The organism is Pseudomonas sp. 57B-090624, assembly GCF_003234055.1.
Taxonomy (GTDB): domain Bacteria; phylum Pseudomonadota; class Gammaproteobacteria; order Pseudomonadales; family Pseudomonadaceae; genus Metapseudomonas; species Metapseudomonas tohonis.
The window spans coordinates 38,525-52,958 of sequence record NZ_QKRU01000012.1 but is presented as its reverse complement, the minus strand read 5'-3'; the positions used below and the strand labels follow the sequence as shown (position 1 = coordinate 52,958).

17 protein-coding genes are annotated in these 14,434 nt (G+C 67.4%); 8 read left to right on the top strand and 9 right to left on the bottom strand.

Features of this window, described 5'->3' with window-relative positions:
- Positions 1 to 10 precede the first annotated feature (10 nt).
- From DMX10_RS07990 to DMX10_RS07975, 4 genes are all read right to left on the bottom strand, one after another.
- On the bottom strand, positions 11 to 790 hold the full coding sequence (locus tag DMX10_RS07990) for a hydroxypyruvate isomerase family protein (protein ID WP_111260600.1): 780 nt from the start codon (positions 788 to 790) through the stop codon (positions 11 to 13).
- Positions 787 to 1,671: an NAD(P)-dependent oxidoreductase gene (locus DMX10_RS07985; protein ID WP_111260599.1), complete on the bottom strand. Its 885-nt coding sequence runs from the start codon at positions 1,669 to 1,671 to the stop codon at positions 787 to 789. Before DMX10_RS07985 ends, DMX10_RS07990 begins: the two co-directional genes overlap by 4 nt.
- 134 nt (positions 1,672 to 1,805) lie before the next feature.
- Positions 1,806 to 2,060 carry a DUF5064 family protein gene (locus DMX10_RS07980; RefSeq protein WP_236204669.1) on the bottom strand — a complete coding sequence of 85 codons (255 nt, stop codon included), beginning with the start codon at positions 2,058 to 2,060 and terminating at the stop codon, positions 1,806 to 1,808.
- A gap of 189 nt (positions 2,061 to 2,249) precedes the next feature.
- Positions 2,250 to 2,567: a DUF2288 domain-containing protein gene (locus DMX10_RS07975; protein ID WP_111260598.1), complete on the bottom strand. Its 318-nt coding sequence runs from the start codon at positions 2,565 to 2,567 to the stop codon at positions 2,250 to 2,252.
- Positions 2,568 to 2,869: 302 nt separating this feature from the next.
- Here DMX10_RS07975 and DMX10_RS07970 point away from each other — a divergent pair, with 302 nt between their 5' ends.
- The 5 genes from DMX10_RS07970 (at position 2,870) to DMX10_RS07950 (ending at position 7,758) form a co-directional block, all read left to right on the top strand.
- Positions 2,870 to 3,991 carry a branched-chain amino acid ABC transporter substrate-binding protein gene (locus tag DMX10_RS07970; protein ID WP_021219241.1) on the top strand — a complete coding sequence of 374 codons (1,122 nt, stop codon included), beginning with the start codon at positions 2,870 to 2,872 and terminating at the stop codon, positions 3,989 to 3,991.
- Positions 3,992 to 4,106: 115 nt separating this feature from the next.
- Positions 4,107 to 5,030, top strand: a complete 924-nt coding sequence (livH, locus tag DMX10_RS07965) for a high-affinity branched-chain amino acid ABC transporter permease LivH (protein ID WP_111260597.1) — start codon at positions 4,107 to 4,109, stop codon at positions 5,028 to 5,030.
- Entirely contained in the window at positions 5,027 to 6,286 is a 1,260-nt protein-coding gene (locus tag DMX10_RS07960; RefSeq protein ID WP_111260596.1) for a high-affinity branched-chain amino acid ABC transporter permease LivM, read from the top strand. Before livH ends, DMX10_RS07960 begins: the two co-directional genes overlap by 4 nt.
- Positions 6,286 to 7,053: a high-affinity branched-chain amino acid ABC transporter ATP-binding protein LivG gene (gene livG, locus DMX10_RS07955; protein WP_111260595.1), complete on the top strand. Its 768-nt coding sequence runs from the start codon at positions 6,286 to 6,288 to the stop codon at positions 7,051 to 7,053. The genes DMX10_RS07960 and livG overlap by 1 nt, the downstream gene beginning before the upstream one ends.
- A 3-nt stretch (positions 7,054 to 7,056) precedes the next feature.
- Entirely contained in the window at positions 7,057 to 7,758 is a 702-nt protein-coding gene (locus tag DMX10_RS07950; RefSeq protein WP_043242782.1) for an ABC transporter ATP-binding protein, read from the top strand.
- A 193-nt stretch (positions 7,759 to 7,951) separates the two neighbouring features.
- Here DMX10_RS07950 and DMX10_RS07945 read toward each other — a convergent pair whose 3' ends face one another.
- The gene (locus DMX10_RS07945) at positions 7,952 to 8,866 is read right to left on the bottom strand and encodes a LysR family transcriptional regulator (protein WP_111260594.1); all 915 of its coding nucleotides are present in this window, start codon (positions 8,864 to 8,866) and stop codon (positions 7,952 to 7,954) included.
- Positions 8,867 to 8,982: 116 nt separating this feature from the next.
- Between DMX10_RS07945 and DMX10_RS07940 the strand changes: the two genes are divergently transcribed.
- Positions 8,983 to 9,582 carry a short chain dehydrogenase gene (locus DMX10_RS07940; RefSeq protein ID WP_111260593.1) on the top strand — a complete coding sequence of 200 codons (600 nt, stop codon included), beginning with the start codon at positions 8,983 to 8,985 and terminating at the stop codon, positions 9,580 to 9,582.
- A gap of 3 nt (positions 9,583 to 9,585) precedes the next feature.
- Here the strand turns inward: DMX10_RS07940 and DMX10_RS07935 are convergent, their stop codons facing one another.
- Positions 9,586 to 9,981 carry a DUF488 domain-containing protein gene (locus DMX10_RS07935; RefSeq protein ID WP_111260592.1) on the bottom strand — a complete coding sequence of 132 codons (396 nt, stop codon included), beginning with the start codon at positions 9,979 to 9,981 and terminating at the stop codon, positions 9,586 to 9,588.
- 66 nt (positions 9,982 to 10,047) lie between these two features.
- Between DMX10_RS07935 and DMX10_RS07930 the strand changes: the two genes are divergently transcribed.
- Positions 10,048 to 10,710: a COG3650 family protein gene (locus DMX10_RS07930; RefSeq protein ID WP_111260591.1), complete on the top strand. Its 663-nt coding sequence runs from the start codon at positions 10,048 to 10,050 to the stop codon at positions 10,708 to 10,710.
- Between the two features lie 129 nt (positions 10,711 to 10,839).
- On the top strand, positions 10,840 to 11,838 hold the full coding sequence (gene gap, locus DMX10_RS07925) for a type I glyceraldehyde-3-phosphate dehydrogenase (protein ID WP_111260661.1): 999 nt from the start codon (positions 10,840 to 10,842) through the stop codon (positions 11,836 to 11,838).
- Positions 11,839 to 11,841: 3 nt separating this feature from the next.
- Here gap and DMX10_RS07920 read toward each other — a convergent pair whose 3' ends face one another.
- Genes DMX10_RS07920 through DMX10_RS07910 form a run of 3 tightly spaced genes read right to left on the bottom strand, consistent with a single transcriptional unit; the run spans position 11,842 to position 14,365 of the window.
- Positions 11,842 to 12,354 carry a GNAT family N-acetyltransferase gene (locus tag DMX10_RS07920; protein WP_111260590.1) on the bottom strand — a complete coding sequence of 171 codons (513 nt, stop codon included), beginning with the start codon at positions 12,352 to 12,354 and terminating at the stop codon, positions 11,842 to 11,844.
- 1 nt (position 12,355) lies between these two features.
- Positions 12,356 to 13,450: a PLP-dependent cysteine synthase family protein gene (locus tag DMX10_RS07915; RefSeq protein WP_111260589.1), complete on the bottom strand. Its 1,095-nt coding sequence runs from the start codon at positions 13,448 to 13,450 to the stop codon at positions 12,356 to 12,358.
- Positions 13,451 to 13,459: 9 nt separating this feature from the next.
- On the bottom strand, positions 13,460 to 14,365 hold the full coding sequence (locus DMX10_RS07910) for a DMT family transporter (RefSeq protein ID WP_111260588.1): 906 nt from the start codon (positions 14,363 to 14,365) through the stop codon (positions 13,460 to 13,462).
- Positions 14,366 to 14,434: the final 69 nt, after the last annotated feature.

The following is a 14,434-nucleotide window of genomic DNA, read 5'->3' as shown; positions in this document are numbered from 1 at the left end:
CCTCACGCCCTCAGCGCGCCTTGAATGCGGGCAGCCAGCCCAGGCTCTCCCCGGTCGGCTTGCCCGGCCGGTACTCGGCGGCCAGCCAGCCGGCGTAGCCACTCTCCACCAGCGCATCGAGCAGGGGCGGGAAATCCACCGAGCCCGAGCCCGGCTCGGCACGGCCGGGGCAATCGGCGAACTGCACATGGGCGATGGACCCCGCCAGCAGGCGGATGCCGGCGACCACGTCCAGCTCCTGGCGGGCCATGTGGTACAGGTCGAACTGCGCGGCGACGTTCGGCCGGCCTACGGCACGCAGCAGTTCATCCAGGTGCTCCGGCGTATTGATCAGGAAGCCCGGCATGTCGATCGGGTTGATGGCTTCGACCAGCACCCGGATGCCCAGCGGATGGAGGGTGTCGGCGGCCTTGCGCAGGTTCGCCTCCAGGGTCGCCAGGGCCGTCTCGCGGTCGAGCCCCTCGACCAGGCGGCCAGGCAGCACGTTGACGAACAGCGGGTTGACCACCGCCGCGTAGGCGTAGGCCTGGCGCAGCGCGGCATCGAACGCGTCCTGGCGCGCCGGCACCGCCGCCAGGCCCGGGCCGCCCTGCAGCAGGTCGGCGGCGGGCAGGTTGATCAGCAGCAGCGGCAGGCCGGCCTGGTCCAGTGCGGCCTTGAGCTCGCCGGCCGGCAATTCGTAGGGAAACTGGATTTCCACCGCCCCGAAGCCCGCAGCGGCGGCGGCGCCGATGCGTTCGATCAGCGGCAGCTCGGTGAACAGCATGGAGAGGTTGGCGGCGATCTTCATGGCTGCTCCTCGCGGTACATCTCCACCAGCGTCGCGGGATCACGCGCCAGGTTGCCCTGGCTGCCGTGCAGGCGCATCAGTTGCGCGGCCAGGCCGCTCATGGGGGTGGCGCTGCCCTCCTCGCGGGACAGCTTGACGGCGGTGTCCAGGTCCTTGAGCAGGGTGCGCACGTGCCACTTGATCGGTTCGAAGCGGCTCTCGGCCATCTGCGGCGCGAGGATCTGCAGCGGCCTGGAATCGGCGAAACCACCCGCGAGCGCGGGGGCCAGCAGGCTGGCGTCGACGCCGGACCTTTCCGCGAGCGCCACCACTTCGGCGATCACCAGGGCGTTGCACGCGACGATCATCTGGTTGCACACCTTGGTCACCTGGCCGGCACCGACCTCGCCCATGCGCGTCAATCGCTGGCCGAGATGGGCCAGTATCGGGCGCACGCGCTCCACATCCTCCTCCCGACCGCCGGCCATGATCGCCAGGGTGCCTGCCTCGGCACCCGGCGTGCCGCCGGAAACCGGTGCATCCACCCAGCGCATGCCGGTGCGGCGCTCGAGTTCGGCCGCCATCTCCCGGGTGGCCGCCGGCTCCAGGCTGGAGAAATCCACCAGCAACTGCCCGGGCCGCGCACCTTCGACGATGCCGCCCGGGCCGAAGACCACCTCGCGCACCACGGCCGTATCGGCCAGGCAGAGCATGACGATATCGGCCTGCGCGCAGAGTGCAGCGGGGCTGTCCACACGGCGTGCGCACAAGGCTTGGAGGGGGGCGCATTTCTCGGCGCTGCGGTTCCACACCGACAGCGGGTAGCCGGCGGCGAGCAGGCGACGGGTCATCGGCAGGCCCATCAGGCCGATGCCGGCGAAGGCGATGCTGGGAAGGGTCATGCAGGTGGGCTCCGGAAAACGGGTGCCCAATCTAAACCCAACGGTCAGGCTGTGCACGTCTCCCGGGAAGCCGGATCGCGCACCACCATCGAGCACCCGGTAACACCATGCCCCAGATCAGGGCACCGAAATGCTCAACGCCCGTCCTTGTGCAGGCGATCGAGGTCCACCGGCTCGCCCGGCTCGACCTGTAATGGCCCACGGACGTCTTCGAACATCGCATCGAACGCCTCGTGGTCACGCAGGATGGGGCCGGCATCCGGAGGCCGGCCATGCTTCATGGCGATGCGCGACACGACGCTGGCGAAGTCGAAGGCGGCATCGCGGCGCAACGCGAAACCCTCCTCGAAACGCTCGCCGTCGACCTCCCCCAGCAGGCGGAACAGCAACAGCGTGCCCTCCTGCTCGTCATGGCGGGCCTGGCAAGGGAGATCGAGGTGAATCCGGGCTGGCCGGACAGGCCAGGAGGTCGCTGCGATGCAGGTGGCCGGGCTTGAACAGGGAGGCACTCCCGAGGGGAAGGCAGGCTTCGGTCGCAGCCGCCTGGACCGGCAGGAGCGCCGCAGGACTCCCTTCGATCAGTGCCGGGTCGGCGCCTCGTCACGCTCCTGGATCAGCACCCAGGGGGCGACCACCACGGCCCAGAGCTTGGGATCGCGCGCCAGCAGGTCCTGGGCGCGGGTCTCCTCGACCTTGCTCAGCGCACCACGGCCCAGCAGCTCGGCAACCTTGGGCTTGTCGTCCTCGGCCACGGCCAGGGCCACGCCGACCAGGTCCTCGGCGCCCTCGACCCAGAGCAGCGCGCCCCGTGCGAAGAAGGGCTGCAGCTCCTCCCAGGTGATGGCGGCGGTCTCGCCAAGCAGCTTGGCATAGAGGGTGCTTGAGGAATCGTTCATGGCTTGCTCTGAGTGGGAAAGTAACGGTTGCAGGGCGGGCAATGATAACCAACGCCTGCCGTCTTGTTCACAAGTCCAGCCAGACGCTTCCTGCTCCAATCGGGGCACGCCGTTTTTCTATACGTTTGTTGTGATTAAGCGACATAGGAACATTCACCCCCCATGTGTCGGCTTTTCAAGCCGCAAATCGGCACTCTACACTGTACCGGTACAGTTGCCGCGGGATATGGCGGGGTGGAAAAAGGACCCTGTCCTGTAGGCAATCAGGACAAAAACAACGAAAAACATAAGAGTGGAGCACTATGAACAAGGCTACCAAGCAGATTTCCAAACTGTTCGCCGCCATGGCCCTCGCCGGTGTTGCCAGCTACTCCGTAGCCGCCGACACCATCAAGATCGCCCTGGCCGGCCCGGTAACGGGTGCTGTCGCCCAGTACGGTGAGATGCAATTCATCGGCGCCAAGATGGCGATCGAGCAGATCAACAAGGCTGGCGGCGTGAACGGCGCTCAACTGGAAGGCGTGGTGTACGACGACGCCTGCGACCCGAAACAAGCGGTCGCCGTAGCCAACAAGATCGTCAACGATGGCGTGAAGTACGTCGTCGGCCACCTGTGCTCCAGCTCCACCCAGCCCGCCTCCGACATCTATGAAGACGAAGGCATCCTGATGATCACCGCGGCGTCCACCAGCCCGGAAATCACCTCCCGTGGCTACCAGCTGGTCTTCCGCACCATCGGCCTGGACAGCCTGCAAGGCCCGACCGCCGGCAACTTCATCGCTGACCACATCAAGCCGAAGACCGTCGCCGTCATCCACGACAAGCAGCAGTACGGCGAAGGCATCGCCACGGCCGTGAAGCAGACCCTGGAAGCCAAGGGCGGCAAGGTCGCCCTGTTCGAAGGCATCAACGCCGGCGACAAGGACTTCTCCGCCCTGATCGCCAAGCTGAAGCAGGCCAACGTCGACTTCGTCTACTACGGCGGCTACCACCCGGAACTGGGCCTGCTGCTGCGCCAGTCGGCTGAAAAAGGCCTGAAGGCCCGCTTCATGGGTCCGGAAGGCGTGGGCAACAAGGAAATCTCGGCCATCGCCGGCCCGGCCTCCGAAGGCCTGCTGGTCACCCTGCCGAAGTCCTTCGACCAGGATCCGAAGAACCAGGCCCTGGTTGACGCCTTCAAGGCCAAGAACGAAGACCCCACCGGCCCGTTCGTGTTCCCGGCCTACGCCGCCGTGCAAGTGATTGCCGAAGGCATCAAGAAAGCCGGCGAGGACGACACCGCCAAAGTGGCCGCAGCCCTGCGCGCCAACAGCTTCGCCACCCCCACCGGCAACCTCTCCTTCGACGAGAAGGGCGATCTGAAGGACTTCAGCTTCGTGGTTTACGAATGGCACAAGGACGGCACCAAAACCGAAGCCAAATAAGCTTCCCGCCTTAGCCCAGAGCCCACTGCGAGAGCAGTGGGCTTTGTTTATTCGAGATTTGCGGGCTCCGCTGCGCCACAAGCGCCGCTTTACGTGATGCCCGAGGAGTTGGGGAATGCCTGATCTCTATCACTACCTGCAACAGCTGGTTAACGGCCTGACCGTTGGCAGCACCTATGCCCTGATCGCCATCGGCTACACCATGGTCTACGGCATCATCGGCATGATCAACTTCGCCCATGGCGAGGTTTACATGATTGGCTCGTACGTGGCCTTCATCGTAATCGCCGGACTCACCATGTTCGGTATCGACAGTCTGCCCATCGTCATGATCGCGGCCTTCTCCGCGAGCATCATCGTCGCCAGTGCCTACGGCTACAGCATCGAACGGGTCGCCTACCGGCCGCTGCGCGGCAGCAACCGCCTGATCCCGCTGATCTCCGCCATCGGCATGTCGATATTCCTGCAGAACGAGGTCCTGCTCGCGCAGGATTCCAAGGACAAGGCGATTCCCAACCTGATCCCGGGGAACTTCGTGTTCGGCGAAAGCACCATGAACGGGGTCACCATCTCGTACATGCAGGTGCTGATCTTCGTCGTCACCTTCCTGGTGATGATGGGCCTCACCCTGTTCATCTCCCGCTCGCGCCTGGGCCGTGCCTGCCGCGCCTGCGCGGAAGACATCCGCATGGCCAACCTGCTGGGGATCAACACCAACAACATCATCGCCCTCACCTTCGTCATCGGCGCCACCCTGGCCGCCGTCGCCGCGGTGCTGCTGGGCATGCAGTACGGCGTGATCAACCCGCACCTGGGCTTCCTCGCCGGCATCAAGGCCTTCACCGCCGCGGTACTCGGCGGCATCGGCAGCATCCCGGGCGCCATGCTCGGCGGCCTGGTCCTGGGCGTGGCCGAAGCCTTCGGCGCCGACATCTTCGGTGACCAGTACAAGGACGTCGTGGCCTTCAGCCTGCTGGTCCTGGTGCTGCTGTTCCGACCCACCGGCATCCTCGGTCGTCCGGAGGTCGAAAAAGTATGATCAGCCAGAAATCCCTCAAGACCGCGTTCTTCAGCGCGCTGCTGGTCTTGGCCGTCGCCTACCCGGTCCTGGGCCTGAAGCTCAGCACCGTGGGCATCAGCCTGCAGGTACAGGGCGCGAGCCCCGCCGTGCTCTGGACCATCGCCGGCTGCGCCATCGCCATGTTCTTCTGGCAGCTGTTCCGCACCCGCCTGATGGGCGCCTGGGACAGCGCGCCGAAGGTGCCGAAGCTCTCCAGCAAGGCGAGCAACTTCCTCACCCTGCCCTCCACCCAGCGCTGGATCATCCTCGGCCTGATCGTGGTCGCCCTCGCCTGGCCGTTCTTCGGCTCGCGCGGTGCGGTGGACATCGCCACGCTGATCCTGATCTACGTGATGCTCGGCCTCGGCCTGAACATCGTGGTCGGCCTCGCCGGCCTGCTGGACCTGGGCTACGTCGGCTTCTACGCCGTGGGCGCCTATAGCTACGCGCTGCTGTCGCACTACTACGGCCTGGGCTTCTGGGTGTGCCTGCCGATCGCCGGCCTGATGGCGGCCTTCTTCGGCTTCATCCTCGGCTTCCCGGTGCTGCGCCTGCGCGGTGACTACCTGGCCATCGTGACCCTCGGCTTCGGCGAGATCATCCGCATCCTGCTGCGCAACCTCACCGAGATCACCGGCGGCCCCAACGGCATCAGCAACATCGAGAAGCCCAGCCTGTTCGGCCTCTCCTTCGAGCGCCGCGCGGCCGAAGGCATGCAGACCTTCCACGAGTACTTCGGCATCGCCTACAACTCGGTGAACAAGGTGGTGTTCCTCTACCTGATCGCCCTGCTGCTGGTGCTGCTGACGCTGTTCGTGATCAACCGCCTCCTGCGCATGCCCATCGGCCGTGCCTGGGAAGCGCTGCGCGAAGACGAGATCGCCTGCCGCGCACTGGGCATGAACCCCACCATCATCAAGCTCTCCGCATTCACCCTGGGCGCCTGCTTCGCCGGTTTCGCCGGCAGCTTCTTCGCCGCCCGCCAAGGCCTGGTGACCCCCGAATCCTTCACCTTCATCGAGTCGGCGATCATCCTCGCCATCGTCGTGCTGGGTGGCATGGGTTCGCAGCTGGGGATCATCCTCGCTGCGGTGGTGATGATCCTGCTGCCGGAACTCGCCCGTGAATTCAACGAGTACCGCATGCTGATGTTCGGCGCCCTGATGGTGCTGATGATGATCTGGCGTCCGCAGGGCCTGCTGCCCATGCAACGTCCCCACCTGGAGCTGAAGTGATGAGCCGCCCGATTCTCGAAGTAAGCGGCCTCTCCATGCGTTTCGGCGGCCTCCTGGCCGTCAACGGCGTGGCACTGTCCGTCCAAGAAAAACAGGTGGTCTCGATGATCGGCCCGAACGGCGCCGGCAAGACCACCGTGTTCAACTGCCTGACCGGCTTCTACCAGCCCACCGGCGGCAGCATCCGCCTCGACGGTGAGCAGATCGAAGGCCTGCCGGGCCACAAGATCGCCCGCAAGGGCGTGGTGCGTACCTTCCAGAACGTCCGCCTGTTCAAGGAAATGACCGCTGTCGAGAACCTGCTGGTCGCCCAGCATCGTCACCTCAACACCAATTTCCTGTCCGGCCTGTTCAAGACCCCGGGCTTCCGCAGGAGCGAGCGCGAGGCCATGGACTACGCCGCGCACTGGCTGGAGCAGGTCAACCTGACCGACGTCGCCAACCGCCCGGCGGGCACCCTCGCCTACGGCCAGCAGCGTCGCCTGGAGATCGCCCGCTGCATGATGACGCGCCCGCGCATCCTCATGCTCGACGAGCCGGCCGCCGGCCTCAACCCGCGCGAGACCGAGGACCTCAAGGCCCTGATCGCCCTGCTGCGCAACGAGTACAACGTCACCGTGCTGCTGATCGAGCACGACATGCACCTGGTCATGAGCATTTCCGACCATATCTACGTGATCAACCAGGGCACCCCCCTGGCCGACGGTACGCCGGAGCAGATCCGCAGCAACCCGGATGTGATCAAAGCCTATCTGGGGGAGGCCTGAGCCATGCTGAGTTTCGACAAGGTTTCCACCTTCTACGGCAAGGTCCAGGCGCTGCACGAGGTCAGCATGGAAGTCAGCCGTGGCGAGATCGTCACCCTGATCGGCGCCAACGGCGCCGGCAAGTCGACCCTGCTGATGACCCTCTGCGGCTCGCCGCGCGCGGCCAGCGGCAGCATCCGCTATCTGGGCGAGGAACTGGTCGGCCAGGAATCCAGCGACATCATGCGCAAGAGCATCGCGGTGGTGCCGGAAGGCCGCCGCGTGTTCGCCCGCCTGACCGTCGAGGAGAACCTGGCCATGGGCGGTTTCTTCACGCCCAAGGGTGACTACGACGAGCAGATGGACAAGATCCTCGGCCTCTTCCCGCGCCTCAAGGAACGCTTCGAGCAACGCGCCGGCACCATGTCCGGCGGTGAACAGCAGATGCTCGCCATCGGCCGCGCGCTGATGAGCAAGCCGCAACTGCTGCTGCTCGACGAACCCTCCCTGGGCCTGGCACCGATCATCATCCAGCAGATCTTCGACATCATCGAACAGCTGCGCCGTGATGGCGTGACCGTGTTCCTCGTCGAGCAGAACGCCAACCAGGCGCTCAAGCTGGCGGATCGCGGCTACGTGCTGGAGAACGGGCGGATCGTCATGCAGGGCACCGGTGAAGCCCTGCTCACCGACCCCAAGGTGCGCGACGCCTACCTGGGCGGCTGATCCCCGCTGCAATACGACAACGGCCCCTTTCGGGGCCGTTTTCATTGGTGCCGGAAACAAGGGCCGGGAGCCATACCGCAGGTTGGCGCCGAGCGCAGCGAGGCCCGACATCAGGCTGCCCGCCCCGCTGCGCTGGGTTTCTCAGACGTAGGATGGGTAGAGCGCAGCGAAACCCATGCTGAGCAGGAGCCCTCTACAGCCCCAACCTGTCCAGCGCCTGGCGGCTGCGCTCGAACCAGTCCAGCAGATACTCCATCAGCACCTGGGTGCGCCGGGGCAGGCCGCCCTGGTAGGGATGCACGAGGAACACCGGTGACTGCCGCGTCTGGTAGCCACGCAACAGCCACTGCAGGCGGCCGTCGGCCAGTTCGTCATGGAGCATGTAGGACGGCAAGCGGGCGATACCGGCACCGGACAGCGCCGCCTTCTTCAACAGGCTGTAGTGGTTGCTCGCCAGGTTGCCCGCCACCTTCACCCGCTCCAGCTGGTGCTGGCGGTGATAGAGCCATTCCTCGAAGCCGGCGTAATGAGTGTTGAGCAGGCACTGGTGCCCGGCCAGGTCCGCCGGTGCCTGGGGCTCGCCATGGCGGGCCAGGTACGCGGGCGCGGCGCAGGTGATCTCCTCCAGGGAGAACAGCGGCCGCGCCACCAGGCGCTCGTCCAGGTGCGGACCGGAGCGCACCCCCAGGTCATAGCCCTCCCCCACCAGGTCGCGGTAGCTGTTGCTCAGGTCCAGCTCCACCCGCACGTCGGGATGACGGCGAGTGAACTCCAGCAACAGCGCATCGAAGAAGGTCTCGCCCAGGGACACCGGCACCGTGATGCGCACCCGTCCGGCGATCTCCTCCTGCAGGCGCTGCACCGCCTGGCGTGCCCGGTTGGCCTGGGCCAGCAACGCCTGGGCCTCGGGCAGCAGCGCGGCGCCGGCGGCGGTCAGGTCCAGCCGTCGCGTGGTGCGGTGCAGCAGGGTGGCGCCGAGGCCCTGCTCCAGCTGGCGCATACGCTTGGACAGTTGGCCCTTGCTGCACCCCAGGCGCTCGGCGGCGCCGGTGAAGCTGCCCACCTCCAGCAGCACGGCGAAGGCCGCCAGGTCATCCATCTCGCTCATGCAGAGCCCCTCACTGTTTCCATATGAGAACCACAGGTTTCCGATTGACTGGATTATCGACAACAAAAGCGACTCTACACTGGCTTCAGTCATCCACACACACAGGAATCGACCCCATGAAGATCATCCTCATCGGCGCCAGCGGCACCATCGGCCAGGCCATCGACGACGAACTGAAGGCACGCCACGAGATCATCCGCGTCGGCCACAGCAGCGGCGACTTCCAGGTGGACATCCGCGACGCTGCGTCGATCCGCCGCCTGTTCGAGCAGACCGGCCGCTTCGACGCGCTGATCAGCGCCACCGGCAAGGTGCACTTCGGCGCGCTGGCGGAGATGGGCGAGGCACAGTTCGCCGTGGGCCTGGCGGACAAGCTGATGGGCCAGGTGAACCTGGTGCTGATCGGCCGCGAATTCGCCAACGACGGCGCCTCCTTCACCCTCACCTCGGGCGTGCTCAGCGACGACCCGATCCGCGCCGGCGCCTCGGCGAGCATGGTCAACGGCGCCATCGACAGCTTCGTGAAAAGCGCCGCCATCGAACTGCCGCGCGGCCTGCGCATCAACAGCGTCAGCCCCACGGTGATCGAGGAGGCGCTGCCGTCCTACGGCCCCTTCTTCCGGGGCTACAAGGCCGTGCCCGCGGCCCTCGCCGCCCTGGCCTATGCCAAGAGCGCCGAGGGCGCGCAGACCGGCCAGGTGTACCGCGTCTGGTAGGGCTCAGGCCTCGCCGGCGTAGCACACCGGCGAGCTGGACGGGCCTTCGCGGTCCAGTTCCTCCTCGAGGAACTCGGCCAGCACCCGGGCGTTATTGGCCTGCTCGTCCTTGGCGGCGAACAGCAGCGTCAGCCGGCCTTCCCGGGCCATCTGCAACAGGCTATGCCAGTGCTCGGGGTGGGCCGCGAGCTCGTCGCGATAGCGCAGGCGAAATTGATCGAACAGCGCCGGGTCGTGGCAAAAGTCCCGGCGCAGCGCGGTCGAGGGCGCCACGTCGCGCAGCCAGGCGTCGAGTGCCAGCGCCTCCTTGCGGCAGCCCCGTGGCCACAGCCTGTCGACCAGTACCCGACGCCCATCGTCGTCGCGCCGCTCCTCGTAGACCCGCCTGCACTGGATCATCGCGCCTCCCTTGAGATAGTCGATGCGCCCCGGTAACGTGGCCGCTTCCTTAAGGAGGCCCCCCGAATGCGCGTTGTCCGCCCACTGCTTTTCAGTCTGCTCCCCCTCTTCGCCGGCTGCCAGGTGTTCTCCACCGACGACGCCCCCGCGCCGCTGGCACCGCGTACCCAGGGTGAACTGAGCGCGGACGCCGGGCGCCTGCTGCTGCGCCCCTGCGCCGAGCAGCGCCGCTTCGTGGTCGCCGACAGCGGCGCCACCGGCATTCTCCAGGAAGCCGCCACCCTGCTGGACGACGGCCCCGGCCCGCTGTTCGCCGACCTGCGCGGCAACCTCGGCGCCGCCAAGGGCGCCGACGGCCAGATGGACGTCACCCAGCTCTATCGCCTGCAACGCGAAGGCCACGGCTGCGAGGACCTGAACTTCAAGCGCCTGCTGCTGCGCGCCAGCGGCCACGAGCCGGAGTGGAACGTCAACGTCAACGCCAAGGGCCTGGTGCTGGAACAGCTCGGCCAGGAGCCGGTCGCGCTCCCCTACATGGAAGAGCAACTGCCCGACGGCCGCTTCAACCTCACCAGCGAAGCCAACGGCAAGCGCATCGAACTCTGGGTCGCCCCGCAGCGCTGCGTCGACTCCATGAGCGGCTCGGTGCAGCATCTCTCCGCCGAACTGCGCCTGGACGGCAAGCCCCTGCGTGGCTGCGCCTACTTCGGTGGCTCGCGCAACGAGTGACCCCTGCCCGGCCGACCCCGGCCGGGCCGCTTTCCCGCTGCACACTCGGCCGCCATAACCGGGCGGCCGGGGCGCGCCATCAGCGACGACCTCCTAAGCTTGTCCATGGACAAGCACAAGGAGAACGACATGCTGCGCATCGCACTGAACGGATATGGCCGCATCGGCCGCGCCCTGGTCCGCGCCCTGTTCGAACGGGGCCTCGACGCCCGCGTGCGGATCGAGGCGATCAACGACCTCGGCGACGCCGCCACCCTCGCCCACCTCACCCGCTTCGACTCCACCTTCGGCCGCTTCGCCTGCCCCGTGAAGCTGAACGGCGACCGCATGGACATCGGCCTGCAGTCGATCCGCCTGCTCGCCGAACGCGACCCGGTGCGGCTGCCCTGGAGCGAACTGGGCGTCGACCTGGTGCTGGAGTGCTCCGGGCGCATGAAGAGCCGTGAGCAGGTCGAGCGCCACCTGGCTGCCGGCGCCCCCCGGGTGCTGCTCTCGCACCCGCTGGACAGCGCCGACCTGACCCTGGTCTACGGCGTCAACCACGCGCTGCTGGGCGACCAGCGCATCGTTTCCAACGCCTCCTGCACCACCAACTGCCTGGCCCCCCTGGCCCAGGTGCTGCACCAGGCGTTCGGCATCCGCAGCGGTTTGGTGACCACGGTGCACGCCTACACCAACGATCAGAACCTGCTGGACAAGACCCACGACGACCTCTACCGCGCCCGCGCCGCCGCCCTGTCGATGATCCCCACCGGCACCGGTGCGGCGCGCGCCATCGGCCTGGTCATCCCCGAGCTGGCCGGGCGCCTGGACGGCATGGCGGTGCGGGTGCCGACGCCCAACGTCTCGCTGGTGGACCTGAGTTTCATCGCCGAACGCCCGGCCAGCCGCGAGGCGGTCAACGCGGCCCTGCGCGAGGGTGCCGCGCGGATGCCCGCCGGGGTCATGGAATGCAACGAGGAGGCGCTGGTCTCCACCGACTTCAACGGCCACCCGGTCTCCTGCGTGGCGGACCTCGCCCACACCCGCGTGCAGGGCGAACTGGTCAAGGTGCTGGCCTGGTACGACAACGAATGGGCCTTCGCCAACCGCATGCTCGACGTGATGCTGGCCTGGCTGGAGCGCTGAGCCTCAACCCACCCGCAGATGACAGAGCGTCGTGCGCCGCGAACCGGTGGCACGGCGCTCCGGGTCATCGAAGGTACGCACCTCGCGGAACCCCGCCTTGCGCATCATCCCCGCCGAGCCCGCGTTTTCCTCGTGCCGCTCGATGAACACATCGCCCACGCCCTGAGCCGCCAGGCGCTCGACCACCGCCGCCAGCAACCGCGAGCCCAGGCCGCGCCCGGCCAGTTCACGGTGCACCACGGCCTCGCAGATGTAGGCGCGGGGCAGGTCGCCACGGGCCGCGTCCTGGTCCTCGGCGAAGCCCTCGCACCGATAGAAGGTGACGAAGCCGGCCAGGCGTCCCGCCTCCTCGGCCAGGTGCGCCTGCACACGCCCCTCGGCGATACCGGCCAGGTGCTCGCGCACCTCCGCTTCGGGCAGGAAGTTCCAGGGGTTGGGACCATGCTCGAAGAGGAAGCCGGCGAGCGAGTCGATGTCCTGCGCCTGGGCGGCGCGCAGCTGGATGCCGGCCGTCATCTCAGAGGCCCGCCAGCTGGATGGAGTCGGGCAGCGCCACGCCCTGCTCCGCACATGCCGCGATGGTCGCGATCAGCGGGGCCAGGTCGTAACCCTGGGCCTGCACCCAGGCATCATCGTAGTAGGTGGTGGCGTAGCGCTCGCCGCCGTCGCAGAGGATGGCGACCACCGAGCCCTTCTCCCCCGCCGCGACCATGCGCAGGCCCACCAGCAGCGCGCCCACCAGGTTGGTGCCGCTGGAACCGCCGACGCGCCGCCCGAGGCGCTGGGCCAGGTAGCGCATGGCGGCCAGGGACAGCGCGTCCGGCACCTTGGCCATGGCGTCGATCACCTCCGGCAGGAAGGACGCCTCCACGCGTGGCCGGCCGATGCCCTCGATGCGCGAGCCGCAGTCCAGGGTCAGGCTGCGGTCGCCGCTGCGGTAGGCATCGAAGAACACCGAGCGCTCGGCGTCGGCGCAGAACACCCGGGTGCGATGCTGGCGATAGCGCACGTAGCGGCCCAGGGTCGCCAGGGTGCCGCCGGTGCCGGGGCTGGAGACCAGCCAGGCGGGCTCGGGGAAATGCTCGTGGCGCAGCTGCTGGAAGATCGACTCGGCGATGTTGTTGTTCGCCCGCCAGTCGGTGGCCCGTTCGGCGTAGGTGAACTGGTCCATGAAGTGGCCGCCGCTTTCGCGGGCCAGGCGTTCGGATTCGGCGTGGATCTGCGTCGGGTCGTCCACCAGGTGGCTGCGCCCGCCGTAGAAGGCGATCTGGGCGATCTTTTCCCGCGAGGTGGAGGCCGGCACCACGGCGATGAAGGGCAGGCCCAGCAGGCGGGCGAAATAGGCTTCGGAAATCGCCGTCGAACCGCTGGAGGCCTCGATCACCGGTGCGCCCGGCTTCAGCCGGCCGTTACACAGCGCATAGAGGAACAGCGAGCGCGCCAGGCGGTGCTTGAGGCTGCCGGTGGGGTGGCTCGACTCGTCCTTGAAGTACAGCTCGATACCCGGAAGACCCGGGAGCTCCAGGGGGATCAGGTGGGTATCGGCGCTGCGCTGGAAGTCCGCCTCGATGATGCGCAGGGCTTCGCGGGTCCAGCTACGGATGTCTTGCATGACGACCTCTCAGTCCAGGATGCCGGCGGGAGCCGGAGGAGCGCTGCGCCACTGGCTCAGGGCCACCCCGGCGAAGACCAGGGCGGCGGCGCCGAGCTGCATGGGGCTGAGGCGCTCGTCCAGCAGGAGCATGGCGAAGATCAGGGTGAACACCGGGATCAGGTTGATGAACCCCGATGCCTGGCTGGCCGGCAGGCGGCCCACGCCGAAGTTGTACAGCCCATAGGCGCCGACGGTCACCACCACGCCCAGGTAGAGCATCGAGCCGATGGCCAGTGCGCCGGGCGCTTGCGGCAGCGGGGCGGTCAACACGGCGACGGGCAGGAAGAACAGCGCGCCGATGAACGCCTGCATCGCGGTGAGCAGGAACACCGAATAGCGCGCCGACAAATGCTTGAGCAGCAGGGTGTAGCCGGTGGCGCAGACCATGGCGAGGAATTCGTAGAAGTTGCCCAGCAACGGCGCCGTGGCGTGCGCGTCCGCCTCGCCGGCCAGGCTCAGCCACACCGCGCCGGCCACCGCCAGGAGAAAGCCCGCCAGGGTGGTGCGGGTGATGCGTTCACGGAGGAAGACATAGGCGCCGACGGCCACCAGCAGGGGCAGCAGCGCGGTGATCATCCCCGCCTGGGCGGCGCTGGTGTGCTGCAGCGCCAGGGCCTCGAAGATGAAGTACAGGCAGGGTTCGCAAGCGGCGAGGCCGAGGAAGTATTTCCAGTCCCCGGGCCGCGGATCGCACTCACCGCGCCAGCGCCACGCGAGCAGGAAGACCAGGCTGCCGAATGCCATGCGCGCGAAGATCACCCACATGGGTGCCACTTCGCGGAAGGCCAGCTTGAGGGCGATGAAGGAGCTGCCCCACAAGGCCATGGCCAGAACCAGGCAGGCGACCGCCACCCAACGACCTTGCTGCGCCATCGCCTGCCTCCGGGAAAATCACAAGTCTAGGCGCCGGGCCGGCGCCACGACAGGCACAGCAAGGGGATA

Coding starts and splice junctions, on each gene's coding strand:
- DMX10_RS07990 (WP_111260600.1), bottom strand. CDS start 790: ATGAAGATCGCCGCCAACCTCTCCATGCTGTTCACCGAGCTGCCGCTG.
- DMX10_RS07985 (WP_111260599.1), bottom strand. CDS start 1,671: ATGACCCTTCCCAGCATCGCCTTCGCCGGCATCGGCCTGATGGGCCTG.
- DMX10_RS07975 (WP_111260598.1), bottom strand. CDS start 2,567: ATGAACGATTCCTCAAGCACCCTCTATGCCAAGCTGCTTGGCGAGACC.
- DMX10_RS07970 (WP_021219241.1), top strand. CDS start 2,870: ATGAACAAGGCTACCAAGCAGATTTCCAAACTGTTCGCCGCCATGGCC.
- livH (WP_111260597.1), top strand. CDS start 4,107: ATGCCTGATCTCTATCACTACCTGCAACAGCTGGTTAACGGCCTGACC.
- DMX10_RS07960 (WP_111260596.1), top strand. CDS start 5,027: ATGATCAGCCAGAAATCCCTCAAGACCGCGTTCTTCAGCGCGCTGCTG.
- livG (WP_111260595.1), top strand. CDS start 6,286: ATGAGCCGCCCGATTCTCGAAGTAAGCGGCCTCTCCATGCGTTTCGGC.
- DMX10_RS07950 (WP_043242782.1), top strand. CDS start 7,057: ATGCTGAGTTTCGACAAGGTTTCCACCTTCTACGGCAAGGTCCAGGCG.
- DMX10_RS07945 (WP_111260594.1), bottom strand. CDS start 8,866: ATGAGCGAGATGGATGACCTGGCGGCCTTCGCCGTGCTGCTGGAGGTG.
- DMX10_RS07940 (WP_111260593.1), top strand. CDS start 8,983: ATGAAGATCATCCTCATCGGCGCCAGCGGCACCATCGGCCAGGCCATC.
- DMX10_RS07935 (WP_111260592.1), bottom strand. CDS start 9,981: ATGATCCAGTGCAGGCGGGTCTACGAGGAGCGGCGCGACGACGATGGG.
- DMX10_RS07930 (WP_111260591.1), top strand. CDS start 10,048: ATGCGCGTTGTCCGCCCACTGCTTTTCAGTCTGCTCCCCCTCTTCGCC.
- gap (WP_111260661.1), top strand. CDS start 10,840: ATGCTGCGCATCGCACTGAACGGATATGGCCGCATCGGCCGCGCCCTG.
- DMX10_RS07920 (WP_111260590.1), bottom strand. CDS start 12,354: ATGACGGCCGGCATCCAGCTGCGCGCCGCCCAGGCGCAGGACATCGAC.
- DMX10_RS07915 (WP_111260589.1), bottom strand. CDS start 13,450: ATGCAAGACATCCGTAGCTGGACCCGCGAAGCCCTGCGCATCATCGAG.
- DMX10_RS07910 (WP_111260588.1), bottom strand. CDS start 14,365: ATGGCGCAGCAAGGTCGTTGGGTGGCGGTCGCCTGCCTGGTTCTGGCC.